A 25,930-nucleotide genomic window follows, 5' to 3' on the forward strand; every position below is an offset into this window, starting at 1 on the left:
TGCCAAGCTCTCAGCCTATCCGTACCATTGGCCGCTTGCCCGCAACGACCCTAACCCATGCCCAATCAACGCCTCATTATCCTGTTACTGCTGGTGGCCTATATTTTCTCCCCAACCTTATTCGGCTGGGTCATTAATGAGAATGGCTCCTGGTACCGCCCTTTTATTATCTGGGTTATCGTAATAGTGATTGCTTACTTCATACAAAGCAGTACCAAGGCTAAACGCAATGACCTTTAGCCTGACCGAAATTGCGTTGCTCTGCGTAAGCTACCTGCTGCTGATTTTTGGCATAGCCTGGATCACCGAAAAGGGCTGGATTCCCGACAAAGTCATTCGCCACCCCATCGTCTACATCCTATCGCTCGGCATCTTTGCCAGCGCCTGGTCCTTTTACGGGGTGGTGGATCTCGCCTTCCAATACGGTTACGGCGCCCTCGCCTACTACCTCGGCACCGGCGCGCTGTTTCTGTTCGCCCCGGTGGCCATTCGGCCCTTGGCCGACTTGGCCCGGCGCTACCAAATACACTCGCTCGCCGATTTGCTGGTGTTTCGCTACCACAGCAACTGGCTCGGCGCGCTCACCACCCTGTGCATGTTCCTCGGCGTACTACCGCTCATCACCCTGCAAATTCAGGCCGTCAGCGACACCTTACGCATCATCACCGTGGACCGGCTACCGGACTTGGGCTTGGCGGAATCGGGCCTGACGCTAAAGCAATTTCTGGCCTTTATGTACTGCGCCCTACTGGCCACCTTCACCATCATGTTCGGCTCCAACCGCGAGCAGCACCGCGGCATGATCACCGCCATGGCGTTCGAATCCCTGCTCAAGGTGTGCGCCATTTGCGCCATCGGCTTGTTTGCCGTGTTCAATGTCTTCGGCGGCGTCGAAGGCTTAGATCAATGGTTATTAGATCACCCGGAAAACTTGGCGCTGCTGCACAGCCCCATGAAAGACTCGGCCAGCTCCACCTTGATGCTGGTATTTTTTGCCACCGCCGTGGCCATGCCCCACATCTTCCACATGAGCGTGGTGGAAAGCTCCATGGATCAAACCACCAGCACCGTCAGCTGGGCCTTTCCGCTGTTTTTGTTACTCATGGCGCTGCCGGTATTCCCCATTCTCTGGGCCGGCTTCGAACTCGGGGTGCCACTGCCAGCGCAATATTTCACCCTCGGCGTGCCGATTTTCGGCGACTCGCCCATCCTAACCCTTGTCGCATTCGTCGGCGGCTTATCGGCTGCCACCGGCGCCATGGTGATTATCGCCTTGGCGCTGGCCACCATGCTGCTCAACCACTGGCTACTGCCGCTGCTGCAGATGAGCTACCAAACCGATATCTACGCGCGCCTGATCTGGCTGCGCCGGGTCTTAATCGCCTTGGTATTCTTAGCCGGCTACGGCTTTTACCTGCTGCTCAATAACGACTACTCGCTGACCCAGCTGGCACTCATGGCCTTTATTGCAACGCTGCAATTTTTGCCCTCCATCTCGGCCGTTGCCTACTGGCCGAGAGGCAACCGGCTGGGCGCCATTTGCGGCTTGAGCGTGGGCGCCTCGGTGTGGGCCATGGGCTTATTTTTCCCCGCGCTGTTCGATATCACCGCCTACCAACTGCCGGTTGAAGGCTGGACCCTTCCCGTGGGCGTCAACTATTGGAGCGAGATCACACTCATCTCCCTCGGCGCCAACAGCTTGATCTTCGCCCTGCTGTCGCTACTCACCCAGCAGGGTGAAGACGAGCGCTTCAGCGCCGACATTTGCGCCGACGACGAACTCAGCCAGCCGCTGCGCCTGTCGCTCGAGCTGCGCTCGGCGCGCGAATTTAGGAGCCAATTAGCCGAAGTGTTGGGGCCCCAATCGGCGCGCGATGAAGTCTATAAGGCGCTCAATCAACTCAACCTGACCATCGACGAGCGCCGGCCCTACGCCTTGCGGCGCCTGCGCGATCAAATTGAAGCCAACCTCTCCGGCCTGATGGGCATAGGTATCGCCAACGACATTCTGGATCGCTGTATCCCCTATTCCGTATCAGAACAGCGCCAAACCACCGATATCAATTTGATGGAAAACCGCCTCGGCCAGCTGCAAATTCACCTCACCGGTATGGCCGCCGAGTTGAACAAATTGCGCATCTACCACCGCCAAACCCTGCAGCTACTGCCCATGTCGGCCTGCTCGCTCGGCCACGACGGCGAAATTCTGATGTGGAACGACGCCATGGAAAATCTCACCGATATCAACACCAGCGAGATTACCGGTTCGCGCATCGAAGACCTGCCCGACCCCTGGGGTAGCCTCATTCGCGACTTCGCCCTGAGCGACGACAACCACCGCTATAAACAAAGCATCGAAATCAACCACCGCACCCACTGGATCAGCCTGCACAAGGCGCTACTCGAACAAGATGGCCCGAAAGAGGCGCACACAGACCTGTTCGATGGCCAGGTGATTCTGCTCGAAGACGTAACCGAGACCCAACTGCTGGAGCAGGAGTTGGTGCACAGCGAGCGCCTGGCCAGCGTCGGCCGGCTGGCCGCCGGGGTGGCACACGAGATTGGCAACCCCATCACTGGTATCGCCTGTCTCGCGCAAAACCTGCACTACGACTCAGACGAAGCCGAAGTGCACGCTACCGCCGATCAGATTCTCAGCCAAACCGAGCGAGTATCGCGCATCGTGCACTCGCTGGTGAGCTTCTCGCACTCGGGTGGCGGCGAAGAGCGCTTGGTAGAACCGATGAATATCCACACCTGTGCGCAAGAGGCGATTGCCCTGATTTCCTTGCAGAAAGACCGCCAGCAGGTGCAGTTCACTAACCATATCGACCCCGGCATCACGCTCCTGGGCGACAGCCAGCGCATGATTCAGGTCTTCGTCAACCTGCTCTCCAACGCCCGCGACGCCAGCCCAGATGGCGCCGACGTTAGCCTGTGGAGCGATGAATCTGAGCACTATGCGGTGATCAGCGTCGAAGACGAGGGCTCGGGTATTCCGCCGGAACTGCTCGACCGCATCATGGAGCCCTTCTTTACCACCAAGGAGCCCGGCAAGGGCACGGGGCTGGGCTTGGCCATGGTTTACTCGATTATCGAAGACCACAAAGGCCTATTAACGGTTACCAGCCCAGCCGATCCAGAAACCGGTAAAGGCACCCGATTTGATATCCAGTTACCCCTTGCATAAGATCCCAAGGTTGGTAACACTAGCCCGTTAACGTGTAGCAAAAAGAAACACTATGAGCCATATCCTGATCGTTGAAGATGAACCCATTATCCGCATGGCACTGCGCAAACTGCTCGAGCGCAACAAATACATCGTCAATGAGGCCGGCTCAGTCAAGGAAGCTACCAGCAAACACAACCTCACCAGTTTCGACCTGGTGATCAGCGATTTACGCCTACCCGGCGCGCCCGGCACCGACCTCATCACCCTGTGCGGCGACGTCCCAGTACTGATCATGACCAGCTACGCCAGCCTGCGCTCGGCGGTGGACTCCATGCGCATGGGTGCGGTCGACTACATCGCCAAGCCCTTCGATCACGACGAGATGCTGGCCGCGGTTAAACGCGTCATCGGCAAGGCCAACCGCGCCGCCCTGCAAGCCCCCACCGAAAACCAAGTGGGCGTGGCCAGCATGATCGGCAGCTCCAATGTAATGAAAGCGCTGTATTCCAAGATTCACCGTGTCGCGCCCACCGGCGCCACGGTGCTGGTGCACGGCGAAACCGGCACCGGTAAAGAGCTGGTGGCCAAGGCCATCCACGCCGAGAGCCCGCGCGCCGACAAACCGCTCATTTCCGTTAACTGTGCGGCCATCCCCGAAACCCTGATTGAATCAGAATTATTCGGCCACGAGAAAGGCGCCTTTACCGGCGCCGCCAGCCAGCGCGAGGGCTTAGTAGCCGCCGCCGACGGCGGCACCCTGTTCCTCGACGAAATTGGCGAACTGCCGCTCGAAGCACAGGCGCGATTGCTGCGCGTGCTACAGGAAGGCGAAGTGCGACCCATTGGCTCGGTGGAGTCGCGCAAAGTGGATGTGCGCCTAGTGGCGGCCACCCACAGAGACCTGCGCAAGTTGGCTCAAGAGGGCAAGTTCCGCGAAGATTTGTTTTACCGCATCAATGTGGTGCAGGTAACACTGCCGCCCCTGCGCGAGCGCGGTCGCGATATTTTGTTACTGGCCGAGCACATGCTGAAACGCTACTGCGTCACCTTCGGCAAACCCTTGCTCACCCTCTCGCCCGAGGCCATCCAGGCGATTACCACCTATATCTGGCCCGGTAACGTGCGGGAAATGGAGAATGCCATTCAGCGCGCCATCATCCTGTGCAACAACGACAAAGAGATAAACCACGAACTGCTCGAAATTGACCTAGACCTCGTGGAGGTCGATGTGGACGATGACGACCAAGACGACTTCCAGCCGCGCAAGCTGTTGGGTAAAGCCAAGGAAGACCCAGAGGAAGACCTGTCTCTAGAAGATTACTTCCAGCGCTTCGTGATCGAACACCAAGACACCATGAGCGAGACCGAACTGGCGAAAAAACTTGGCGTCAGCCGCAAGTGCCTATGGGAGCGGCGCCAGCGCCTCGGCATCCCGCGCAAAAAGGCCACCAACCGCTAAACCAGCCGACGGCCCGGTTATTCCCCCTGCAAGCCCAGAGCGCTAACGCCTCTGGGCTTTTTCGTACTTAATCATCAGCGGTCAACCCGTCTAGCAACAGCCCTAGGCACAAGCGCTGAGGGTTTAGGCGACAAATCCCCCTACTTAACCATTGTCAACAAGCCAATAGACCAGTTTGGCCGAGGCCGCAAATCCACTCATCCATTTTATTTGTTACCTTGTCACAGGAATGTAACAAGTAACGAAACAAACGGTAACGAATATATGAAATCCAACTGACTATGCCAAATGGTAATTAGTCGTAAGCTATTGATTTTTAATGAAATTACAAAGTTGGCACGGGAAATGTATTAGTGGGCTACATAATAAGAACAAAAAATAATAAAAACAGGCTTAGATAACATAATAAAAACTACAAATAATAAGAAAAACAGCAACATCTAATAACAACAAGAAATAATAAGAAACGTAGAAAAGCTCTAATAACAACAAGAAATAATAAAAAGATAGAAAGTGATTTAACTGACTGCACAACTAGGAGAGGGTTTGCCAGTAAGCATTCGCCAGCCCCGGGCAAGGAAGCACCACCTAATAAGCATAACAATGTGGACGTACACAGAATTTGACGGGAAAGCCAAGGCTTTCCCGTTTTGCTTTGTGGCGCCGCTATCTAACCCAATAGCCACACCAACAAGCCCTATCTAGCCCAATCAGCCCGCATCTAGCGCAAAACACGGCTTTAGCGGCCTTATCTTCAGTGATAGACACTAAGTGATTTGCCCAGAGCGTGATAAACTCGCGCCTTTCTGACCATATTGACCATAGGCCAATCGACCTCACCCATGCTGAAGCGACTCTACTCCCTGTTACCCGCATTTATCAAAGGCGACACTCAACGCGCCCCGTCTGCCGGTAACACCCAAATCAAGCGCATTATTCCCCGCGACGAACACAACATCTCCCGCGCTAACATCAGCCGCGGCGCCGTGTCGGCCATGAAGCGTTTAAACGATGAAGGCTTCGAAGCCTATTTAGTCGGCGGCGGCGTGCGCGACCTGCTCTTAGACGGCCACCCGAAAGATTTCGACCTGGCCACCAACGCCACGCCCGAGCAAGTGCGCCAGATCTTTCGCGGCGCGCGCATCATCGGCCGGCGCTTTAAAATTGTGCATGTGCGCATGGGCCGCGAGCTGCTTGAAGTCACTACCTTCCGCGACAACCACACAGAATCCGAAAGCGAGCGCGACTCCCATCAGGCCGACTCGGGCATGCTGCTGCGCGACAACGTCTTCGGCACCCTAGAGACAGACTCGGCCAGGCGCGATTTCACCATCAACGCGCTCTATTACACCTCGAAAGATTTCACCGTGGTGGATTACGAGGGCGGCCTGGAAGACTTGAAGAAGCGCCAAATCCGCATGATTGGCGACCCGCTCACGCGCTACAAGGAAGACCCGGTGCGCATGCTGCGCGCCGTGCGCTTTGCCGCCAAACTAGGCTTTAAAATCGAAGCCAACACCGCCGCACCCATCGCGCCCAATGCCGAGCTCATGGGGCAAGTATCCTCCTCGCGCCTGTTCGACGAGAGCCTGAAGCTGTTTATGGCCGGCTCCGCCACCGCCACCTTCACCCTGCTGCGCGACTACGGCCTGCTGGCCTACTTGTTCCCGCAAACCGAAGCGCTGCTGCAGCGCGGCGACCCAAAAGCCGAAAAACTTATCGAGCACGCACTGGTCAATACCGACAAGCGCATCCGCAACGATCAGCGCGTGACCCCGGCCTTTATCTTTGCCGCCCTCTTGTGGCCAGTGGTTAAAGAGAAGCAGGAAGCGTTAATGGCGAGCGAAAAGCTCACGCCCTTAGTGGCTTTGGGTCAGGCTGCCAGTGCCGTAGTGGGCCAACAGCTCGCCGCCATTGCCATCCCTAAGCGCTTCTTAATTCCCATGCGCGAAATTTGGGACCTGCAACTACGCCTGCCCAACCGAGCTGGCAAGCGCGCCTTTGTCACCTTCAGCCACGAGCGCTTTCGCGCCGCCTACGACTTTTTATTGTTGCGCGAGAGCGCCGGTGAAAACTTCGACGGCCTAGGCCAGTGGTGGACGGACTTCCAAGTCGCCAACGAAGAAGGCCGCGAGGCCATGGTGAAAAACATGACCGGCCCCAAGGGCCGCAGCCGGCGTCGCAGCCCGCGGAAAAAGCCTGCCGATCCCGCATGAGTGATCAGCCACCGGTACGCGTCGCCATTAGCTTAGGCAGTAATCTGTCTGAGCCAATGGTGCAAATTACCCAAGCCTTGATCGAGCTAGGCCAGCTGCCAAGCACCAGGCTGCTGGCGCAATCGCCGCTCTACCAAAGCCGCGCCGTGGGGCCGGAACAACCCGATTACATCAACGCCTGCGCATTACTCGAAACTCAGCTCGCACCACACGACTTACTCGATGCACTGCAAGCGCTGGAGCAACAGCACCAACGCGTTCGGCTCGAACACTGGGGCCCGCGCAGCCTCGATCTCGACCTGCTGTTATATGGCCAAGCGAGCATCAACACCGAGCGCCTAACGGTGCCGCACGCATATCTACGCCAGCGCAATTTTGTCCTCGTGCCACTGCACGATATCTGGCCCGAGGCGCTGCTGCCCAGTGGCGAATCTATTGCATCCCTTCGGGCAAACTGTACGATGGACGGGCTGTCGCCTATCACGCCTCAGGCGAATCACAAGGAGTAAGCGGTGAGCGATTTTTTTGACCTGCAATTGGACTTGAACAACGTAAAGCTGCCCCGTTTCGTGGCCGTTGAAGGCGCCATTGGCGTGGGCAAAACCACCTTGGCCAAACACCTAGCGCAAACCTTCAATTACGACATGCTGCTAGAGCAGCCGCAGGAAAACCCCTTCCTTGAACGCTTCTACCGCGATCCAAAAAACAGCGCCCTACCAACGCAATTATTTTTCCTGTTTCAGCGCGCCCAACAACTGAAAGATTTACGCCAAGACGATATTTTCGAACCAGTGCGAGTGTCAGACTTTTTAATGGAGAAGGATCAACTCTTCGCCCAGGTCACCCTCGACGACGACGAGTTCGACCTCTACCAGCAGGTCTACAACAAACTCACCATCGACAGCCCCAAGCCAGATTTGGTGATTTATTTACAAGCGCCCACTGATGTATTGCTCAACCGCATCAAGAGTCGCGGCATCGCCGCCGAGCAACTGATTCAGGCCGACTACCTCAATAAACTGAACGATGCCTACATGCGCTTTTTTCATTTTTATGATGAAGCCCCGCTACTCATCGTCAACGCGACCGACCTAGACCTGGTGTCCAATGCCGATCACTACCGGCAGCTAGTAGACTACCTGCTCAACATCAAATCCGGTCGCCACTACTACAACCCCACACCCAAGCTGTAACGGGAGGCTCCCATGCCCTACGGAAAATTGTTTACCGAGTCCGCCTTAACCAAATTGGTAACCGTGAACACCCTGCGCAAAATGAAAACCGACGGCGAAAAATTTGTCACCGTGGCACTGTACGACGCACCCATGGCAGCCATGGCGCAAAAATGCGGCGTGCAAGTTTTATTGATCGGCGATTCACTGGGCATGACCGTGTTGGGCTACGACAGCACCGTGCCGGTGACCATGGAACAAATGATTTACCACATTGAAGCGGTGGCGCGTGGCAACAGTAAATCCTTAATCATGGGCGACATGCCGTTCATGACCTACGCCAGCACAGAACTCGCCATGCACAACGCCACCCGCATCATGCAGGCCGGCGCGCACATGGTAAAACTCGAAGGCGGTGCCTGGGTGGCCGACACCGTGCACAAACTCACCGAGCGCGGCATTCCCGTGTGCGGCCACTTAGGCTTAACACCGCAATCAGTCAATAAACTCGGCGGCTACCGCGTCCAAGGCCGGGATGCCGCAAGCGCTAAAATCATGCTGCGCGACGCCAAATTATTAGACGAAGCCGGCGCCGATTTATTGGTGTTAGAGTGCGTACCCTCGTCCTTAGCCGACGACATTAGCGCCGCCGTTTCCATGCCCACCATCGGCATAGGCGCGGGCAAAGATACCGACGGCCAAGTACTGGTGATCAACGACATCCTCGGTCTAACCGAACACCCACCGAAGTTTTCGAAAAACTTCTTAATAGAAGCCGGCGATATTCCCGGCGCCCTGCTGAAATATTCCGACGACGTCAAAAACGGCACCTTCCCCGCCGACGAACACAGCTTTGACTAAGCCGGCTTTAAAAAGCAAACAGCTGAATAAGTACAGAGCTGAATAAATGACCATCAACCTGCTCGCCGACATCATCGGCGTCACCGGCACAGCGCTCGTGGTGGGCGCCTTCACCCTATTGCAACTGGAAAAAATCCAACCCACTAAACTCACCTACAACCTAATGAATTTAGTAGGCGCGATTTTTTTGCTCATTAGCCTGTGCATTAATTTTAATTTGGCGAGTTTTATTATTGAGCTGTTTTGGATTGCGGCGTCGGTGATTGGGTTGGTGAAGTATTTTCGGAGGCGAGGGGAGGTTTAGAAATAAGCTGCAAGCCTCAAGCTGCAAGCTACAAGCTACAAGCTACAAACAGGATGGCCTGCCCCTACAAATCATCTAGACGCAAAAATTGGACCCGCAAGGGCCTTTTTCTGCCTTATTACGCGAGCCAGGCTTGCGGGGGGCGGCCTGCCTTGTGGCTGCGGGGTCCGGCCATCCGGCTTGCGGCTTGCGGCTAAAAAACCCCTTACTCACTTTCGCTATAAAAATTCAAAGTTCATATTCCGCACTATCGCTTAACGTAAATACTGGCGCTGAATTCAACGCACCATAATATTCCCGATTGTCGTTTAGATCATTGTGTGGTTCGATTGAGCTGTTTAAGCAGCTAGAAATTTTGCTCATTGATAGAGCGATATATAAACGCGGGATTGTATTTGGTGTTGTCATCTAGAGAGGCGCGTAAGCCCTCCACCCACCACTCAACCGCTAAAACGTGGCTATCCTGCCCCGATACACTCGCGCGCCGCACCCTCAAGGGGCACCGAGGTCCATGGCGCTTGTTGAGTGGCGGCTTGAGGGCTTTCTGGAGATAGGTGGGTGCGGAAATGTTGGTCAATGGTCTTTACAGCTGCAACTTTGCGGACGATTAATGAAAATTCGCAGGATTTAATTCTTATCTGAGTCAGAATATTTATATTCCTCAAATTTAATTCTTTAAATCAAAAGTTTATCGATTTTCATACAAACACCGCTACGAATAATAAACAGATATACAATTCAAATTTTAACCTTCAAGTGAAAGCATGGATATTATCGAAAAGTCCTTAGAAATTGCGTTAAAAGCATACTCTGGCCAGAAAGACAAAGCAGGGAAAACATATATTCTTCACCCTCTTCGAATAATGTCCAAGATGGAGTCAGAATATGAAATGTCGGCCGCATTATTACATGACGTAATAGAAGATTCAGACTATACGGCAGAAAATTTACTAGCCGAAGGTATCCCGCGCGAGGTTGTAGAGGCGGTTCAGTTACTATCGAAAATTGAGGGCGAAACATACGACCAGTTTATTGATCGAATAGTTGGCAACTCACTGGCATCAAAGATAAAACTCGCCGATATAGAAGATAATATAAACCTATTGCGATTAGATTCAGTAGGCGAAAAAGATCTTGAGAGAGTGGCTAAATATCATAAGGCATGGAAAAAGTTAACGAGGGTATCAATTTAACACCCTTAATCGATTTTTCAGGGTGAAAACCAACCAGAATTTCAAGGCAATAGAAAGCAATATGGACAGCAAAACAGAAAAATATAGCGTTGATGGATGGAATATTTCATTACAGAGAAATGTCCACATGTACTGCCATTCCCTGTCTGTAGAAAATAGCCAATATAGATTCAATATAGAATGTGAAGATCTTCCTACTCACGAAAAAACTATTGGCATCTGGCTCCACAATTCAAAAATTCCAGTAGCAATGATTACAGAGCTAAAAGACATATTACTTAGATGGTCAGAAAGCCTTGAGATAGAAGTTGAAATACGTACAAATTAAAATTAATTCATAAACAGAAAATAAAGCAAACTAAAATAGAACAACGATTTCTCAGTATTATTCAATCTACAGATAACTGTTTATCGCCAACATCCGTGAATTACGAAGCTTGAAGGATAATATTCGAATGGAATTGATCATAGGATTGGGCCTACTACTATTAGTTGGAGCATATTTTGCAACGCCAACCTCCTGCTACGTATGCGGTCAATCAATTAAGAAAACATATTACACATGGAAATTAGAAGGTAAGAAAAGAGTATTGTGCCCTAAGTGTAATACGCAAATGGAGCGAAAGATCAGCAAACAGGCCTTTAACAGAAAGTTCGGCTGACACAGAACTGTAATTAATGAACAATTAAAAATGACCAAAGCTATAATAAACCGGTCAGATGAAAATTATGTCGCGTCAAACGACATTGCTATCATCTGAGACAATTACGCTCCTGGCTTTATTAAAAGTCACTGATGATCAAGGACGCAATCTAAAGCCTAACAATCTTTTAATCACCCAAGATACTAAATGAACCCAAGCTTTGCGATGATCTTTAGCAAGGAGCTCAGTAGACCTCCGCCGCGTCGCCGGGCGTTAGCTTGAGCACCAATTAGATGTATCAACACACACGGAATAGAATTATCAAAGCTGGATTTATGCCTGAACCTGTTGAAACTTTAGCAATTTCACTGGCGTCTGCAAAGAATTTAACTGAAGCAAGTGAGATATATGTCATGTTCGAAACGGAGGCAGAAAAGCTTCCCTGGCCACAAGATAATGATTTCGGAGCATTGGTTTTACAATCTGCATGCTTGAAAGCACCTAATATCGAAGTAAAAAAGTTTATGTTATCTAAGGCGCTATCTAGGGCGCAATGGTGTGCCACATGCTCAACTTCTGGCGGAGAGGGACTCGCAAGAATGCAACATGTAAATGAGCTAAAAGCTGAGCTATCAAGGTGCAACTAACAGATCTGTCAAATATCGTTCCACCTAGATAATTTAAATCGCGGCCTTGCACAATACACCTAGTCAATGACGTTTAATTTTTCAGCCAAATCTAGACCAATCGTCACTACTGAGCAGAATCACTGTTTGATAAAACCGGCTGTGAAAACTGTAGAAATGCTTGGGCCAGCGGCCTGAATAGAGATGCAGTGCTTAAGGTAATTGGCAGAGCCAATTTTGAACGTCAGGCACGCTTAAACCAATGCTCTATATGCAGAACATACTGGGAAGACAACAATGGTAGCTATCCATCAGGATTGTCCGAGCAAGATGCAAAAAAATATTACAACATATAACAAGGCAGCGGCATTAGGAGGTTTTGACTCACAGGGTCAGATCAGAATTATGTCGCGCCAATCGAACTTAATTTCCATCCGGCCTTACCACCAAAATGAATTAGGTTAACCACCCAGAATGAGAAAACAAATAGCAATAAATACCATGATTTATATTTTGGGTTCTTTAGCTACCCTATGCGCAATATATTTAATGTATAAATTTATGCTCAATGCCTGGGATGTGGTAACTTTTGATAATTCTGTAGAAACAGTGGACCAAGGAACGGCAAGAATTCCCAACTTAAATATCGACCCACTGATTTATAGCACTTTGTCGGGTGCATTATCTGCTGGACTATTCTGGATGGGGCATCGGCGGCGTAAAAGGCAAAACGTCGGGGTCAGGCCTTACATTTGACATTTATAATCAGCCCCACAGAACAATACCTAAAAATGCTTTTTCTTACCCTACTCTGGGAAAACACCCATTGAATTTAAAAGCACCAATAATGCACCAGACAAACCGGATAGCATCAACAACCAGTAAAAAAGCGAACCTAGAAAGCGATCAAACGTATTGGTATTTTCGAGCAATAACGTTGCATTGGCATGCATAAAGGACAGTGGGCTGCTTTCAAGCTTTTTACTCCACGACCTAGGAAAAGCCAGCGCTTGTGCAACATTAATAATGTCCCACCCACTGGCATACTCCACTCCCAACGCATCTTTTGTTTTCGGGTTTTTCCTTAGCCTTCTCACTGTGATCTGCCCAAATAAAACATACAGAACACAAGATATGAACATAAATATAAACACTATTCCTAGCATTTTAGAAAACAAGCTCATTTGAGACCTCATGACCTTGGCTAGATTTCTTCACTCGAAAATTACAGCACCGCAAGTGATAGAAGCGAAAGAATAGAAATCGTAAACACCCAATAGAATATAGAGGCTATTATCCTATCGAATTTATTGGTAGACCGAATCAACAGTTCGGTCTTTGCGAATAGAAATGATATAGGACTTTGACTAAGCTTCTTTGTAATGGATTCTGGTAGGGCTAGCGCCTGAGCAACATTAAACACATCCCAACCGTTCGCGATTTCAAGTCCGAGGCTTTCTTTTGTTGCTGGGTTCTCTCTAAGTTTTCTCACAGTCAGCTGCCCAAATAACACATAGAGTATCATGGACAAAAATAGGCCTAGCATGCCGCAATTAAAAATGATGTCGGTATTGATCAATTTGCTACTCTCTTCATGATCTCGTCATGTAGGCCTCCACTTATTGCTTTAACAACGCAGAGTTTCTAGCATTTTTATGCTCAGAGTAAAAGCCTAATCAGTGAAAGTATCCTACAAAATTGAGTAGCGCCAACAGGGCCGATGATAGACCGGTAATAATCAGCAGCCAATAGAATGCTGAACCAAGTAATCGATCAAACTTCGTTGTATTTTCAGCTAATACTTTTTCATTCGCGTAGATGAAAGACAGTGAACTCTTACCAAGTTTTTCGCTCCACTTACTGGGAAATGCAAGCGCTTGGGCGACATTGATAATGTCCCAACCACTTACATACTCTAAACCCAGTAGATCCTTTGTTTTGGGATTCTTTCGAAGTTTTTTCACCGTCAACTGACCAAACGCCAAGTACAGAATACCAACAATGAGTGCAGCGGCTATTAGCAGGCCAACGTATAGAGCTCTATCTGTCATTTGGAGCCAACTTTTTTCATTATCACGTCATATACCTCACCGGCGTCTTCTTTAACCACCTGATTTACACCCATTGAAGTGGCCGCTGCAACACCTGCTACTGCTATGCCACCAACAATTAAACCAACCCAACCTATAGGCGTCGCAAGTACAAGAAACCCAAGAGCCGCACTTCCGATATTGACGGCAGCTACACCAGCCACGGCACTTAGCGCAAAACTGCTCGATTCAATAAACATTTCCCGCTCCCAGTCGCCGCCGGCTTGATAACTGTTATGGATATTACCCACACGACTGCCAAAGTCTATCACTGCAAGGCCGTTGCCCAAAAATTTGGCTTGTTTACTGAGTTTAACCAAGTTGTTTGCCTGAATTTGACTGGTTACATTGAGCTTAACCACGTTGCGGCTGCTATTGGCGATGTTTGTCGCCCTATCGGCGTTGGTCAGCGGGGTGCCACGGCTAGTTTTTACCTGGCTAGAAACAACTTTTAGCTCGTGACGGAATTGGCTTTGCATTTTTTGAAATGCTGCATGTGCTTGCTGCTTTAAGGTGGCTTTCATAGCAGAATTAGAAACCACGGCTTGTCGGTATGCCATTAACGCGGCTTGATAGTCCTTAACTGCACCCGCAAAACCACCCACACGGCTGGCATACACACTTGTTGATGCCCCCATCAAACCGATATTGTAATCCTTGAGCTTTGCTGTCATTTCGGCCAATGCCAGCAAATTATCCTCACCGTAGGATAGCGAGAGCTTGGTCAGCTCTTCCGCAACCGGCGTAGGTGAGAGTTGGCTTAAAATACTTCGATCTGCAGGAGATTGCCCAGCGCTCATAAAGTATGGCGTATTAGCAGCCAGCATTGTGGGTTTTGCACAACTAAAGGAGGCTAGCTGGTCAATATCAATGCCGCATTGTGTTCGCAGATCTTGCGGGCTTAAAGCTCGATTGCACAGTAGAATTTCAGCCATTTTAAAGTCCCTTTTAATTGTCGTGACATGCTGTCATTAGCTGGCCGGATTTTAATGGCGAAGTTTGTACCTTACAAGAAGCCTTTAGGTAAATATGGTGTACGCTAGTTCAGGTGTTGTTAAAAGCAAGCGATAAAGAAGTCGAAGAACATTAGCTTTTTGTGAAGATCTAACATATCTTGGCTTTTCCAATACGCTCGCCGCTATCACTGTAGTTGTAGGATTGGCCTTTAATGGCTTTACACCAGCCACACAGATGCTTGTTTGGACACAACAGGAATATTTTAGCAATGATAGACTCTAAGAAATTTTGGGATAAATCGGCGGAAAAATATATTAAAAGCCCCGTTAAAGATGAAGCTACCTATCAAAAGAAACTGGCGATCACCCGGGAGTACTTGAGGGCAGATTCAACGGTGCTAGAGTTTGGCTGCGGCAGTGGTGCCACCGCCATTTTCCACGCGCCCTTTGTGGAACATGTGGTTGCTACCGACATATCTGGCAAGATGATAGAGGCGACTGAGCAAAAGGCGAAAGAAGCCGGGGTAAAAAATATTTCTTTCCGACAGGGTACGCTAAGCAACCTAAAGCTCCAGCATGAAAGTTTCGACGTGGTTCTGGGTCTAAACGTACTGCACCTTTTGGAGGATGTAGATGGTGCGATTGCTAAGGTTCATCAACTGTTAAAAAACGGCGGCGTATTTGTTTCAAGTACATCGCTAATGGGGGAAATCCATTTTGCCTTTCGGTGGTTGATCTCTGGCATGCAGTTCTTTGGTTTAGCGCCTTACGTCAGTAGCTTTACAAAGGAGCAACTTATCGCCAAATTATTGAAATTAGGCTTTACCATTGAACGAGAATGGCAGACCAGTCATGAATCGGTATTCATAGTCGCCAGAAAGGCTGGTTAGCCTAACAATGGGGTCAAGGTGATTCCGTCGCCCATTGTCTGTTTGCGCCAAAAATAGAAAAGACTTCAAGCCAACTATAAAGATATTCACCAACCAAACGTCAGTTAAAACAAGGAAGCAACGTGGCACATTTAGTTGAATTAAAATGCTTATGCGGTGGAGTGAGAGGAAAGGTTGAAGTCATCTCCGGATCATTCTTTCACGTGCACTGCCTATGTATAGATTGCCAACATTTCGCTGTGTATTTAAATAACGAAGCAAACATTTTGGATGTGCATGGCGGCACTGAGCTTTTTCAAACCTACCCGGCGCACCTGAAAATCACGGAAGGTAAAGATAAGATTGGCTGCGTACAACTAAGCCCGAAAGGCCTGTACCGGTGGCACACCAAGTGCTGCAACATGCCGATAGCCAACACAATGCGCTCACCCAATGTCCCCTTTGTTGGCCTATCCGTAAAGCTAATGAGCTTCTCCAGCAACCAAGAAAAGCTGAATACACTAGGCCCTGTAACCGTAAAGGCTTTCGGGAAATATGCAAAGGGCGACAAGCCAGCAGATACTCATGCTAAATTCCCAATATCAGGACTACCTAAAATATTGGCCTTTATGCTTAGGGGAATGCTTAGAAAAATGAACAGACCACACCCTTTCTTCAATGACAAAATTCCAATAGCCGAGATTGATTTAATTTCGTTGTGAGCTAGCTTCTGGAAAGACTCTAGAAAACACAGAATTCGTTAGGTTTTAGCTATGATAAAACATGAACTAGGTTCAATGAATGAGCTTGAAGCCCTGCTTTCAGGTGCCAACGATAGAGTATTACCAGACGAAAAATTTTACAAAAGGACATATTACATATCCGCCGATAAGTTTAATCAACTTCAATACTATAGGCTAAATTTTAACCCATACAATGAAATAGCTAAAGGTGCGGGCGCCGACCAATTCGGCATTTGGCGGAGCCAGATTAGAACCTACCTCGGTCACATTAACAATGCCGGCCACGCAGCTAGGTTTATGATAAGACCATTAACGATTGAAACTCTGAAAAATGCCGACTTAATAAGAAATCTTGAAAATAATTTCTGTTATGAACTTGAACAAGGTGCAGAGTACGGAATCCCCTATGACATTTAACAGTAACACCGCCGAGGCAACATTCGGTACACCTGAATCAAAAATTGGATGCAGAAAGTAAAAGCACTAGGATTATTGAAACCGCTCATTACGAACGTATTTTTTATTCAATCGGCTACAGTTGAGATAACAAATGCGCCACAGGCCTAATACAGCCAAATAATTTTCGTCAAAGGATAACCACTTGCTCTATCTAGCCGCACTATTATTGATCGCCGTTGGCATTGCTCACTCCTACCTTGGCGAGCGCTATATTCTTATTCGGCTGTTTCGCAGAGACAACTTGCCGAAGATTTTAGGTGGTACTGAATTCACCAAAAATACCCTGCGCTTTGCCTGGCACATCACCACTTTGGCATGGTTTGGCATTGCAGCCATCTTATTGTATTTTGCAAAAGTACAACCCATGCCACAGGCCATAGGGCTGATTATTGGCACTACCTTCATTATCCATGGGGTAATCGCGCTAGTGGGATCTAGAGGCCGCCATCTATCCTGGCCGGTGTTTTTCATCATCGGTTTGGCAAGCTTGTATGGCGCCGGCGCATAACGCATCTATACAAGCGCCACTCACATTAGGCGCCCTTCGCAAGAAAGGTAAAGGCACCAGATCTAGAACGACTCGCTGCTAAGGCCGAGCCAGAGCCAGTGCCAGTGCCAGTGCCAGTGCCAGAGTCACTAATGCTGTGTCAAAAAAGGAACAGGGAACAAAAAGCAATGGGAACCCAATTCACCGCTCGACTACTTAAGCCTCTAGACCTGAGTAAAAATGAACATTGGGCATTCGTGATTTTGCCGAAAGAGATCAGCGCCCTGCTACCTAGGCGCGGCCGCACCACAGTGCAGGCCAGTATTAACGGCTGCGCTTTTACCGTTCTACTCGAACCCGACGGCCAAAAAAGCCACTGGTTGCCTATTGATGCCAAGCTACTGAAAGCCGCGCAAGTAAGCTACGGTGACGACGCGCAGTTTGAGATTACGCCTGTTGAGGCGGAACCAGAACCAGATGTGCCCGATGATTTAAACAAGGCACTAAAAGCCCAGCCAGAGGCATTGGCCGTCTGGCAGGCTACAACAACGATTGCACGGCTCGATTGGATTCATTGGGTAACCACTGCCAAGCAAGCCAAAACTCGCGCCAAGCGCATTAACGACGCCTGCGACCTGCTCGCCTCGGGCAAGAAGCGGGTCTGTTGTTTTGATACCTCGGGTTTCTACAGCAAAGCCTTCAGCGCGCCGAAAGTGGCGGATCAATGACCATCGAGCTCAACCCCACCCGTTAGGATATGGCGGTTGATTGAAGCGTTCAGGCCAGCCACTAGGTAGAACACTCGCGGCCAATGCCAGTCATAATCGCAAGGTGCAAACAGCGGCACACCAGTATCCTCGCCCTAGCTACCCATGCACTGCCCTAGCCCCTACACAACTTAGCCCCTATACAACTTAGCCCCAACACAACTTAGTGCCATCGCACCAATTAGTGTCTAACAATCGACAAAAACTGACGAATAATTCACCAAGGTGTGTACTTTCAGCCAAACCGAAAGATAATACCGGCTCTTCATTTGGGACGAGACAAGGACATGTCAATCATCCTCACGGATTCACAAGGTCAGCGCTATCGACTTACCCACGGCTGGGGCAGCGACATCTGCTCAAACAAAAATCTGTTCCGCGGCCCAGGCCAGGCCCAGGCCTTTATTGGCGAGCTAGCACGCGAGCAAACCACAGAAATCTACCAGACCTTCTTTGGCGGCACAGACCACCTGCCAAGGCACCTGTGCACCCCGCAAGTCAACGTCGGTGTCATTAACGGGCCCAGCATTTTCACCCAGGTGCGCAGCAACAACGACCGCATAGCCGACGCCATCGAGCGCTCGCAGCTGATTATCGAGAAAGACAACAGCCTACAACCCGTCGCCGACGATCGCGCCATACTGCGGGTGAAGATTAAGCAGGCGCTGAATGAAATCTTAATCGCCGAGCGCGCCGAAACGGCGAAGATTGATGAAGAGTTCCAAAAGCTAAGCTATTTCCGCAAAGACCTAGCGCTGCGCTGGGCCAGCCTTAAAGGCTTGGGTGGCGCTGCCTGGGACCTCGCTAAGTGGATCAAGGAAGTAAACGACCTCACTTCCATGCAGCTAAGGCTGTATCGGTACGCCAAAAATGCGGCCACCGCCTCTGGCACAGAAAATTTCTACGACACCTTCACCAGCCTGAATTTAGACGCCGAGCTGCGCGAACTGATAGACGTACTGGGTTTCGACCCAACCAAAGTCAGCCTAGACGACATTAAAAAGGCGCTAGATCTCGCCGATCAAGTCACATCCGACGGCCCGCTAATGCGCGACATAGGGATGTTTATTAAAGATTTTGCACTGAGCCAGCACCGGCTAGAAGTCGCTGAATTCGGCGGTGCGGCAGCGTTCGAAATCATACTCACCGCCATACTCACCGCACTCACCGGCGGGGTTGGCCTAGGCGTCGCCATTGCCAGCAAAGCCAGATTGATCAGACAATTCGAAAAACTCGGCAAACTACTGTCAGAATTCGCCATCGCCAACAAAAAAGTCGGCAAATATCTAGCCGACAAAGCCAAACGCGGCGCGAAGAGCGTTAAGCGTAGTTTTGATGATGTTAAGACGGATGCTAAAGCAACTGAAACGAAAGCAAGACCAAGCAAACAAAATAATAAGCCCCCTGAAAAGAATAACCCTAAGTTAAGTGCTGCAAATAGAGACAGACAAAAAATTAATGAACTTTCTGATGACGCGCACTTAGCTGAGCTTTCCAATAACCTAAAACTCAGAGATGAAAAAATAGCGGCAGCACGCGACATTCTAAGCCCTTATCTTGACGCCGATAACCCAAAGGAGTTACTAGATCGCTTGGATGTCACCTCTCCAAAGGACGGTGCTTTCTTTTGGTCAGGTTACAAAGAGGGAGCTTTGGATGCTGCGGCAAGTTTAGCCCAAAAACAGGGCGGAATATCGCTAGAGACCACAAAAGGCGGTAGAATTGTCAACAACTGGCCTGAGCTAAATAAAAGCCCAATTAGCGGTGACTTTTGGAGTGATTTTTCCGAAAAATATGCTTCTTCGGTAAGTGGCAAAGTGAAGGCTGTACAAAGTGACGTAGCATTTAGTGAAAATGGCGGAAAAGTCTGGAAAACCACAGAGCTACCAACAATGGTTAAGAAAGGGAATGTCTCAGAAGTTGAAATATTGGACTTGAGTGGAAATGTGCGACAGGTCTTAAATAAAAAGGAAATGAAAGCTCTAGCGGAAAGTTTAAACATTGGCGGAGGCTCATAATGTCAATTTTAGAAGAACTTAGAAATGAAATAACATCGCACCCAAGAGAGCGTGAAGGGTTCAATAATATCGAGCTAAATTCACTAAAATCGCCAGAAAGAGAAGACGCTCTAGATCTACTTATCACACATCTTGAAGAAGGCGATGAGAGACTCACTGAGCCAACCAAGAAAATATTGGGTCACGACTACGTGAAGCACCTTCAATCCAGACTGACAGAACTTTCAACGCTCGATCACGGCAGCATTTACATCCCCTATTTTCTATTTAAAGAAACCGGCGAGCAAAAATACATCCAGCTGATGAAATCAGCCATTTTAAAGGGTGATAAAGACTGGGATATGCGCAGAAGCGCACTTGGTCGAAACCTAAGGAATGAACTGTCACCAAAGATGTATGCAGAATTTTGCATAGAAATTGCGAAAAATGATTCAAACAAGTCAGTACTAAAAACAGCTTTACTTGGCATCCAATGCTACACAAGTGGTAGAAATGAATTTGCGCTTAATGATGATTCAGAGGAAGTTCTAAAACTACTAACAAGCGTCGATAAACATGATCGAGACTCAGGCCTAAAAAAGCTGGAATCTATGCATATTTAGTGTTCGACACCTGATATATTACAATCACAGAAATCATTACATCTGTGATCATTATTATAAATCATGATGTCACTCCGTGAGTTTCAACAAAGAAACATGCGTATTACTAGCACACCGCTAAACCTTCTCCGAGGAAATATGAAAAAGCTAAAAATAGGGAAAAACAAAAAACTAGCAAAAAAATTGAAAATCAATTTACGATTACCATCCATTTTCAAAATAAATTGAACTTGTAAAAACAACAGAACTTTGGTTATAAAACAACGAAACGAAAGAGACAGAAAACCTAAAGCTATAAATATAACCAATCAGGACATTGATGTACCAGGTAATTTACTGAAGAAATCATTGACAGTTAAAATAATAGAACCGCAATTAATCTGTCTTATAGCCCATTTTAATGACTACAACATACGACAAATTTCTCGAACAATTTCATGCCCAAGGTCGCCAAAAGGCAGATGGATACGATAAATCGCATTTCGATGGACTCACAACGGACGAAATGGAAAAAGCGTTCGAACTATTAACTGGTGAATGCCTAGCCCCTGGCGTATTTGAATGGTTGAATCTATTAGATAGAGAGCGCGCGATTGCACTAGCAAAACAACAGATTCAGCTACACCCAGCGGGAAAATCCGGTATTCAACGAGCATATAGCTACCTGCATTTTATTGAAAAAGGCAATTCAGATATATTTAATCTAATGCACATTTATCCGAATCTCCCCAACAGAGATAGAGACGAGACTCTCTGGATAATAAAAAAATCAAATATACCACAAACCAAAAAGTCAGATTTTTTTGAGCAGACTTTGGAAACAGAGACCGATATAGATGTAGCCACAACAGCTGCAGATTTTTTCCTAGTTGAAAACGCCGTACCCAGATCAATTCCGGCCGAGCGAAAGGAATTCTACGAATTTAGATCAAAATTGGTTAACGCGAACGCATGCGATAAAAAGATCATTATTAATGCCATAAAAACCCAATAGAATCATTTAAAAGCACAGACACGAATTCGTCACAAATGAACAAGCTCCATGCCAACATCGAGAAAGTGATCACTCTGACACTGCAACACACTTATTCGATACAGCAATGTATTTAAGAAATATCAGAATGAACGCAAGAGAGTTTAATGTAGGCGATTGTATTTATGACGGCATGGAAGAGGGTTATCACGAACTAAAATTTAAACTACATCCCTGCTCTGCAAAGAAGCTGTATACTATTTCTGAGCTTGTAAATTTTAATGAGCTAGAAAATAATCTTGGTGACAGGCTTGCCAGAAATATTGCGGAGAGTGTTCACGGTCTTCCTACAGTATTTAATGGTCACGTATCGTATAAAAGCAATGGCAACGAACTAGCACTCTATTTCGTTATAAACCATGACTTAAATATCGTATATATACTTTCAGCCGGTGAGTTCCAACCTTGTAGATATATGTGTAACTATGAGGGGATTTTTCATTTGCACGAGTGAAGCATTGGCATGAAGGTCTTAGGAATACGCCCAACTGGTCGTTTTATTAACATCGGCAAAGCCCACCGATCTCCCGAAAAAAATTTTCACAAATTCTTAATATTGCCACACATTAAGAAAATCTAAGCAGCAACAAACGCAAAGAAGTTTGGACTAACACGAGGAGCACTCGGGATGAATTTGGATAAAGTAGCGTCATGCGCAGAAAATGCCATTAATGCGTTCAAAACTCAAAACGTGATAGATCCAAAATCGCCAGCTATCGAGTCAATCATCAATCAAATGGAATTTATAAAATCCAAAGCGCTAACCGGTAAAAATCCCCGGCTGGAACTACAAGAAGGTCAATCTTTCTCCTATGGAATAATCGCCTCAAGAGAACTTTCAGCACCAGACGAGCTGGCGCTGAAGAAATTTTTAGATGAAGTTACACACGCTCTTTATCCAGAATATTCTTAAAACCGCCATTAACAGCCTAAAACTAGAAACCACACAGGAAAAGCACTAGCATCAGGAAAATTATTGAAAATAACCAAAATCACTTTCAAACTCAATTTAAATTAAGGTGCTGAAATTAGCAGTCGTAAAAAAGCTATTAAAGCTAACATTAAGCGCATAGTTCAGCTAATTGATAATTCTAGCAGGCTGGACCAACCCTTAATTGATCTGAAAAAATCTCTGGAAAGCCTTGCAATAGAGATCGATACGAACGGCATACCTAGCAATCTCAACACATCAAACATCCCGGGCACAAGGGATTTTCTGGAGGGGAATTTTTGTTCTGTACAACACTTAGAGAAGGCGTATTCTGAACTGCGCATGACTGTTTCAGGGGGCCCAACTGCTGCTACCAATAGCCTTTTAGATAAAATCAGAGACCTCTAGCTATCTTTAAATCACCGACCTAAACACTTCATCCTGACTCAACTCCCGCCACTCGCCTTCAGCCAATTCAGAATCTAAAACCACATTGCCAATAGCCAACCGATGCAAACTCAGCACGGTGATTTGGAAATGGCCAAACATGCGCTTTATTTGATGGTAGCGGCCTTCGTGTAGGAATATATCGACACACAGTGGGTCAGTAAAAGCGGTGCGAACGGGGCGCGTTATAATGTTTTCGAAGCTAAAATACAAACCGCGCTCGAAGGCTTCTACTATCTCTGGCGTGATAGGCTTGTCCAGCGTTACGCGATAGTGTTTTTCAACGCCCGCCGCGGGCTCAGTTAAGCGCCGGGACCAACGGCCGTCAGTGGTGAGTAAAACCAAACCGGTTGAATTGAAGTCCAAGCGCCCTACTAGGTGTAATTGCTCGGCAAAATCTGCGGCAATTAAATCAATAACCGTTTGGTGCTTATCATCGCGTGTGGCGCTGACCACGCCTTGGGGTTTGTGCAACTGAATATAGCGCGGCAACTTGTTTTGTAACACGCGCCCCGCCACAACCACCTGTGTAAATTCCCCCACAAGCTGTTGAATATCCGTTGCGCGTTGGCCGTCTAGAAATATTTCCCCTTTTGCCAATAATTGCTGTGTCTCAACTCTTGATATAGACAGTACCTTTTTAAGGTGCCTATCCAATCGATCACGCTTGGATCTCATGACAGTTTTTTCATCATTTTTTTCATCAGTGCTTTCAAAATGGTTAGTAGCCGTTAACCAACCAGCGATATAGGCAGGTGCTGTATAATCTTCGATATGCCCGTTAAGGCGCTATTCATATCGAAGTTAAACAGGCCTGCTCCCAGACTGCAACGTTATAGTGGTTCAGGAATAGCCGATATAGCAGGAATTTTGTCTGACTCCTAAATGCTCACCTAGACGTATAGTTTTGCGCATTCCTCCTGTTTCTAGACTACCGCTAATCTGTTTACGGAAGATTGCTTGACTCTGATCAATACCGACATCCTGAATAGATCTATGATAAAAACGAAGACTGGGAACCTCTGCCGCTCAAACGCTTAATTACAAGGACGCCGCCAATGGATATTGTATTTTTTAGCGCAAAGAAATATGACCAAGAAAGCTTTGCACACATCAATAGGCAATACGGCTTTGCCTTACGCTTTTTCGAAACCCACTTGTGCGCAGACACCGCACCCATTGCTGCCGGTGCTGATGCGGTTTGCATTTTCGTTAATGATCAACTCGATGACGCTTGTTTAACAGCCTTGGCGACCAATGGTATTCGTTTAGTTCTACTGCGCTGCGCCGGCTTTAATCAAGTGGATACGGCAGCGGCACAACGGCTCGGCATCATCGTTGCGCGGGTACCGGCCTATGCGCCAGAAGGCGTTGCAGAACACGCGGTTGGGTTAATTCTCGCGCTCAATCGAAAGCTTTGTAAAGCTCACTCGCGTGTGCGCGAGGCCAATTTTTCACTGGACGGTTTGCAGGGCTTCAATTTGCACGGCTGCACCGTTGGCGTAATGGGCACAGGGAAAATTGGCAGCGCATTTTGCCGGATCATGCTCGGTTTTGGCTGCGAGGTTTACGCTTATGACCCGGTACCGAACGATGCCCTAAAAGCTTTGGGTGTAATCTATGTGACGCGCGACAAACTATTTACGGTGGCCCGTATCATCAGCTTACACTGCCCCTTAAGTGCCGATACACAACACCTCATCAACCATGAAGCGCTCAACCTTATGCCGCCCGGGGTGATGCTAATCAACACCAGCCGCGGTGCCCTGATTGACACCCCGGCCGTTATTCAACACCTTAAGACGGGGCATCTAGGCTATCTCGGTTTAGATGTGTATGAAGAGGAAGCGCACCTCTTTTTTAATGATGAGTCCGAGCACATTTTGCAAGATGACGTGTTTGCCCGATTGCTCACCTTTCCCAATGTATTAATTACCGGCCATCAAGCCTTTCTGACGCAAGAAGCCCTGCACAACATTGGCGAAACAACCTTAGAAAATGCCAAGCAAGAACATAGCGGTCTCAATTGCGGCAACCGTGTTTAACGGGCGAATGGGCCATTGCCTGATCAATCCGCCTGGCTGGCAATTCTAGGCAGGCTCATAAAGTGAATAAAGGTCGCCTCCAGTTGATCCGCCACGGATCGCTCACCGCATAGGCGTAACAGTTCAATAGCGCACTCTACCGTACAGAGCCCAGCCTTTTTTTGATTGCGGCGCAGGCGAAACAGCGACGGGCGCTCACGGCTTAGTTCCAAGCGAGGAATGTGCTGCAGATAGGGGCTTTGATTAAACATTTTTTGCGCTTGCTGCCAGGTGGCATCAATAAGCACTATCACAGGGTTTTCAACGAGTAATACAGACAACTTATTGTCTGTATTGCGCTGCTCGCTCTCTTCTAAACAGCGCAACTTCTGGCCAGAGGCACCCAGCAGCGGATATACCAAATAGGCTCGCGACGCGGCAATAGCCTCGAGCAACTCGAGATCTGGCGCTTTTCGTGCCCAGGTTACCGAACGTGCGCAGATACCACTGCACTGATGTAACAACTGACCGGTATTTGAGGGCTTCAGCAGCTCGCGCTCGTGACACAATAAGACAATATTCATCGCGGGATTCTAGCAACCATTCTGGGTTTCAAATAATAGCTTGTAGGGGAAGCCCCCGGCTTGTGGCTTGTGGCTTGTGGCTCGTAGGGGGCGGCCATCCGTCTTGTAGCTTTGTAGGGGGCGGCCATCCGTCTTGTAGCTTGTAGGGGACGGCCATCCGTCTTGTAGCTTGTAGGGGACGGCCATCCGTCTTGTAGCTTGTAGGGGGCGGCCATCCGTCTTGTAGCTTGTAGGGGACGGCCATCCGTCTTGTAGCTTGTAGCTTGTAGCTTG

Annotated in this window: 27 protein-coding genes; 22 read left to right on the top strand and 5 right to left on the bottom strand. The window is 48.5% G+C overall.

Translation table 11 applies throughout. From position 1 onward, the window contains the following. Window positions 1–57: 57 nt before the first annotated feature. The 11 genes from QWY82_RS18815 to QWY82_RS18865 all read left to right on the top strand — a co-directional run bounded on the left by QWY82_RS18815 (window position 58) and on the right by QWY82_RS18865 (window position 11,668). Window positions 58–240, top strand: coding sequence for a hypothetical protein (locus QWY82_RS18815; RefSeq protein ID WP_290265428.1), 183 nt, complete (start codon window positions 58–60; stop codon window positions 238–240). After that, entirely contained in the window at window positions 230–3,190 is a 2,961-nt protein-coding gene (locus QWY82_RS18820) for an ATP-binding protein (protein WP_290265429.1), read from the top strand. Before QWY82_RS18815 ends, QWY82_RS18820 begins: the two co-directional genes overlap by 11 nt. 52 nt (window positions 3,191–3,242) lie before the next feature. After that, entirely contained in the window at window positions 3,243–4,631 is a 1,389-nt protein-coding gene (locus tag QWY82_RS18825) for a sigma-54-dependent transcriptional regulator (RefSeq protein ID WP_290265431.1), read from the top strand. Between the two features lie 842 nt (window positions 4,632–5,473). Then, on the top strand, window positions 5,474–6,847 hold the full coding sequence (pcnB, locus tag QWY82_RS18830; RefSeq protein ID WP_290265433.1) for a polynucleotide adenylyltransferase PcnB: 1,374 nt from the start codon (window positions 5,474–5,476) through the stop codon (window positions 6,845–6,847). Beyond that, window positions 6,844–7,356 carry a 2-amino-4-hydroxy-6-hydroxymethyldihydropteridine diphosphokinase gene (folK, locus tag QWY82_RS18835; RefSeq protein ID WP_290265435.1) on the top strand — a complete coding sequence of 171 codons (513 nt, stop codon included), beginning with the start codon at window positions 6,844–6,846 and terminating at the stop codon, window positions 7,354–7,356. Before pcnB ends, folK begins: the two co-directional genes overlap by 4 nt. A gap of 3 nt (window positions 7,357–7,359) precedes the next feature. Continuing rightward, complete coding sequence (locus tag QWY82_RS18840) at window positions 7,360–8,040, top strand: deoxynucleoside kinase (protein WP_290265437.1); 681 nt, start codon at window positions 7,360–7,362, stop codon at window positions 8,038–8,040. 12 nt (window positions 8,041–8,052) lie between these two features. Then, window positions 8,053–8,880, top strand: a complete 828-nt coding sequence (panB, locus tag QWY82_RS18845) for a 3-methyl-2-oxobutanoate hydroxymethyltransferase (protein ID WP_290265439.1) — start codon at window positions 8,053–8,055, stop codon at window positions 8,878–8,880. A 46-nt stretch (window positions 8,881–8,926) separates the two neighbouring features. Further along, the gene (locus QWY82_RS18850; RefSeq protein ID WP_290265440.1) at window positions 8,927–9,184 is read left to right on the top strand and encodes a CBU_0592 family membrane protein; all 258 of its coding nucleotides are present in this window, start codon (window positions 8,927–8,929) and stop codon (window positions 9,182–9,184) included. A gap of 764 nt (window positions 9,185–9,948) precedes the next feature. Next, the gene (locus QWY82_RS18855) at window positions 9,949–10,377 is read left to right on the top strand and encodes a GTP pyrophosphokinase (RefSeq protein ID WP_290265442.1); all 429 of its coding nucleotides are present in this window, start codon (window positions 9,949–9,951) and stop codon (window positions 10,375–10,377) included. A gap of 61 nt (window positions 10,378–10,438) precedes the next feature. Then, window positions 10,439–10,705, top strand: coding sequence for a hypothetical protein (locus QWY82_RS18860; protein WP_290265445.1), 267 nt, complete (start codon window positions 10,439–10,441; stop codon window positions 10,703–10,705). 651 nt (window positions 10,706–11,356) lie between these two features. Further along, entirely contained in the window at window positions 11,357–11,668 is a 312-nt protein-coding gene (locus QWY82_RS18865; RefSeq protein ID WP_290265447.1) for a hypothetical protein, read from the top strand. A 785-nt stretch (window positions 11,669–12,453) separates the two neighbouring features. On the opposite strand, the gene QWY82_RS18870 is transcribed toward QWY82_RS18865, so the two are convergent. The 3 genes from QWY82_RS18870 to QWY82_RS18880 all read right to left on the bottom strand — a co-directional run bounded on the left by QWY82_RS18870 (window position 12,454) and on the right by QWY82_RS18880 (window position 14,672). After that, window positions 12,454–12,831, bottom strand: a complete 378-nt coding sequence (locus QWY82_RS18870; protein WP_290265449.1) for a hypothetical protein — start codon at window positions 12,829–12,831, stop codon at window positions 12,454–12,456. Between the two features lie 492 nt (window positions 12,832–13,323). Then, the gene (locus QWY82_RS18875) at window positions 13,324–13,698 is read right to left on the bottom strand and encodes a hypothetical protein (protein WP_290265451.1); all 375 of its coding nucleotides are present in this window, start codon (window positions 13,696–13,698) and stop codon (window positions 13,324–13,326) included. Then, window positions 13,695–14,672, bottom strand: coding sequence for a hypothetical protein (locus QWY82_RS18880; protein WP_290265453.1), 978 nt, complete (start codon window positions 14,670–14,672; stop codon window positions 13,695–13,697). The genes QWY82_RS18875 and QWY82_RS18880 overlap by 4 nt, the downstream gene beginning before the upstream one ends. Before the next feature lie 233 nt (window positions 14,673–14,905). Here QWY82_RS18880 and QWY82_RS18885 point away from each other — a divergent pair, with 233 nt between their 5' ends. The 10 genes from QWY82_RS18885 to QWY82_RS18930 all read left to right on the top strand — a co-directional run bounded on the left by QWY82_RS18885 (window position 14,906) and on the right by QWY82_RS18930 (window position 22,584). Next, a complete protein-coding gene (locus QWY82_RS18885) occupies window positions 14,906–15,583 on the top strand; it encodes a class I SAM-dependent methyltransferase (protein WP_290265455.1) in 678 nt (225 codons plus the stop codon). 122 nt (window positions 15,584–15,705) lie between these two features. Next, the gene (locus tag QWY82_RS18890; protein ID WP_290265457.1) at window positions 15,706–16,284 is read left to right on the top strand and encodes a DUF6151 family protein; all 579 of its coding nucleotides are present in this window, start codon (window positions 15,706–15,708) and stop codon (window positions 16,282–16,284) included. Window positions 16,285–16,335: 51 nt separating this feature from the next. Then, on the top strand, window positions 16,336–16,722 hold the full coding sequence (locus QWY82_RS18895) for a hypothetical protein (protein ID WP_290265459.1): 387 nt from the start codon (window positions 16,336–16,338) through the stop codon (window positions 16,720–16,722). A 184-nt stretch (window positions 16,723–16,906) separates the two neighbouring features. Next, window positions 16,907–17,272: a hypothetical protein gene (locus QWY82_RS18900; RefSeq protein ID WP_290265461.1), complete on the top strand. Its 366-nt coding sequence runs from the start codon at window positions 16,907–16,909 to the stop codon at window positions 17,270–17,272. A gap of 167 nt (window positions 17,273–17,439) precedes the next feature. Further along, complete coding sequence (locus tag QWY82_RS18905; protein WP_290265463.1) at window positions 17,440–17,979, top strand: YdeI/OmpD-associated family protein; 540 nt, start codon at window positions 17,440–17,442, stop codon at window positions 17,977–17,979. A gap of 326 nt (window positions 17,980–18,305) precedes the next feature. Continuing rightward, the gene (locus QWY82_RS18910; protein ID WP_290265465.1) at window positions 18,306–20,036 is read left to right on the top strand and encodes a hypothetical protein; all 1,731 of its coding nucleotides are present in this window, start codon (window positions 18,306–18,308) and stop codon (window positions 20,034–20,036) included. Further along, window positions 20,036–20,638 carry a hypothetical protein gene (locus QWY82_RS18915; RefSeq protein ID WP_290265466.1) on the top strand — a complete coding sequence of 201 codons (603 nt, stop codon included), beginning with the start codon at window positions 20,036–20,038 and terminating at the stop codon, window positions 20,636–20,638. Before QWY82_RS18910 ends, QWY82_RS18915 begins: the two co-directional genes overlap by 1 nt. Window positions 20,639–21,038: 400 nt before the next feature. Beyond that, window positions 21,039–21,632, top strand: a complete 594-nt coding sequence (locus QWY82_RS18920) for a hypothetical protein (protein WP_290265467.1) — start codon at window positions 21,039–21,041, stop codon at window positions 21,630–21,632. 127 nt (window positions 21,633–21,759) lie between these two features. Then, on the top strand, window positions 21,760–22,125 hold the full coding sequence (locus QWY82_RS18925) for a hypothetical protein (protein WP_290265468.1): 366 nt from the start codon (window positions 21,760–21,762) through the stop codon (window positions 22,123–22,125). Window positions 22,126–22,299: 174 nt separating this feature from the next. Continuing rightward, window positions 22,300–22,584: an immunity protein Tsi6 family protein gene (locus tag QWY82_RS18930; RefSeq protein WP_290265469.1), complete on the top strand. Its 285-nt coding sequence runs from the start codon at window positions 22,300–22,302 to the stop codon at window positions 22,582–22,584. Between the two features lie 432 nt (window positions 22,585–23,016). Here QWY82_RS18930 and QWY82_RS18935 read toward each other — a convergent pair whose 3' ends face one another. Then, window positions 23,017–23,727: a pseudouridine synthase gene (locus QWY82_RS18935; RefSeq protein ID WP_290265470.1), complete on the bottom strand. Its 711-nt coding sequence runs from the start codon at window positions 23,725–23,727 to the stop codon at window positions 23,017–23,019. A 380-nt stretch (window positions 23,728–24,107) separates the two neighbouring features. Between QWY82_RS18935 and QWY82_RS18940 the strand changes: the two genes are divergently transcribed. After that, on the top strand, window positions 24,108–25,094 hold the full coding sequence (locus QWY82_RS18940) for a 2-hydroxyacid dehydrogenase (protein WP_290265471.1): 987 nt from the start codon (window positions 24,108–24,110) through the stop codon (window positions 25,092–25,094). Between the two features lie 23 nt (window positions 25,095–25,117). On the opposite strand, the gene QWY82_RS18945 is transcribed toward QWY82_RS18940, so the two are convergent. Beyond that, complete coding sequence (locus QWY82_RS18945) at window positions 25,118–25,657, bottom strand: tRNA-uridine aminocarboxypropyltransferase (protein ID WP_290265472.1); 540 nt, start codon at window positions 25,655–25,657, stop codon at window positions 25,118–25,120. Between the last annotated feature and the right edge of the window lie 273 nt (window positions 25,658–25,930).

This window comes from Simiduia curdlanivorans, from assembly GCF_030409605.1.
GTDB classification, from domain to species: Bacteria; Pseudomonadota; Gammaproteobacteria; order Pseudomonadales; family Cellvibrionaceae; genus Simiduia; species Simiduia curdlanivorans.

Bases quoted from the DNA above. Each gene is read 5' to 3' on its own strand.
- QWY82_RS18815 (WP_290265428.1), top strand. From the start codon at position 58: ATGCCCAATCAACGCCTCATTATCCTGTTACTGCTGGTGGCCTATATT.
- QWY82_RS18820 (WP_290265429.1), top strand. From the start codon at position 230: ATGACCTTTAGCCTGACCGAAATTGCGTTGCTCTGCGTAAGCTACCTG.
- QWY82_RS18825 (WP_290265431.1), top strand. From the start codon at position 3,243: ATGAGCCATATCCTGATCGTTGAAGATGAACCCATTATCCGCATGGCA.
- pcnB (WP_290265433.1), top strand. From the start codon at position 5,474: ATGCTGAAGCGACTCTACTCCCTGTTACCCGCATTTATCAAAGGCGAC.
- folK (WP_290265435.1), top strand. From the start codon at position 6,844: ATGAGTGATCAGCCACCGGTACGCGTCGCCATTAGCTTAGGCAGTAAT.
- panB (WP_290265439.1), top strand. From the start codon at position 8,053: ATGCCCTACGGAAAATTGTTTACCGAGTCCGCCTTAACCAAATTGGTA.
- QWY82_RS18850 (WP_290265440.1), top strand. From the start codon at position 8,927: ATGACCATCAACCTGCTCGCCGACATCATCGGCGTCACCGGCACAGCG.
- QWY82_RS18855 (WP_290265442.1), top strand. From the start codon at position 9,949: ATGGATATTATCGAAAAGTCCTTAGAAATTGCGTTAAAAGCATACTCT.
- QWY82_RS18860 (WP_290265445.1), top strand. From the start codon at position 10,439: ATGGACAGCAAAACAGAAAAATATAGCGTTGATGGATGGAATATTTCA.
- QWY82_RS18865 (WP_290265447.1), top strand. From the start codon at position 11,357: ATGCCTGAACCTGTTGAAACTTTAGCAATTTCACTGGCGTCTGCAAAG.
- QWY82_RS18870 (WP_290265449.1), bottom strand. From the start codon at position 12,831: ATGAGCTTGTTTTCTAAAATGCTAGGAATAGTGTTTATATTTATGTTC.
- QWY82_RS18875 (WP_290265451.1), bottom strand. From the start codon at position 13,698: ATGACAGATAGAGCTCTATACGTTGGCCTGCTAATAGCCGCTGCACTC.
- QWY82_RS18880 (WP_290265453.1), bottom strand. From the start codon at position 14,672: ATGGCTGAAATTCTACTGTGCAATCGAGCTTTAAGCCCGCAAGATCTG.
- QWY82_RS18885 (WP_290265455.1), top strand. From the start codon at position 14,906: ATGGCTTTACACCAGCCACACAGATGCTTGTTTGGACACAACAGGAAT.
- QWY82_RS18895 (WP_290265459.1), top strand. From the start codon at position 16,336: ATGATAAAACATGAACTAGGTTCAATGAATGAGCTTGAAGCCCTGCTT.
- QWY82_RS18905 (WP_290265463.1), top strand. From the start codon at position 17,440: ATGGGAACCCAATTCACCGCTCGACTACTTAAGCCTCTAGACCTGAGT.
- QWY82_RS18910 (WP_290265465.1), top strand. From the start codon at position 18,306: ATGTCAATCATCCTCACGGATTCACAAGGTCAGCGCTATCGACTTACC.
- QWY82_RS18915 (WP_290265466.1), top strand. From the start codon at position 20,036: ATGTCAATTTTAGAAGAACTTAGAAATGAAATAACATCGCACCCAAGA.
- QWY82_RS18920 (WP_290265467.1), top strand. From the start codon at position 21,039: ATGACTACAACATACGACAAATTTCTCGAACAATTTCATGCCCAAGGT.
- QWY82_RS18925 (WP_290265468.1), top strand. From the start codon at position 21,760: ATGAACGCAAGAGAGTTTAATGTAGGCGATTGTATTTATGACGGCATG.
- QWY82_RS18930 (WP_290265469.1), top strand. From the start codon at position 22,300: ATGAATTTGGATAAAGTAGCGTCATGCGCAGAAAATGCCATTAATGCG.
- QWY82_RS18935 (WP_290265470.1), bottom strand. From the start codon at position 23,727: ATGAGATCCAAGCGTGATCGATTGGATAGGCACCTTAAAAAGGTACTG.
- QWY82_RS18940 (WP_290265471.1), top strand. From the start codon at position 24,108: ATGGATATTGTATTTTTTAGCGCAAAGAAATATGACCAAGAAAGCTTT.
- QWY82_RS18945 (WP_290265472.1), bottom strand. From the start codon at position 25,657: ATGAATATTGTCTTATTGTGTCACGAGCGCGAGCTGCTGAAGCCCTCA.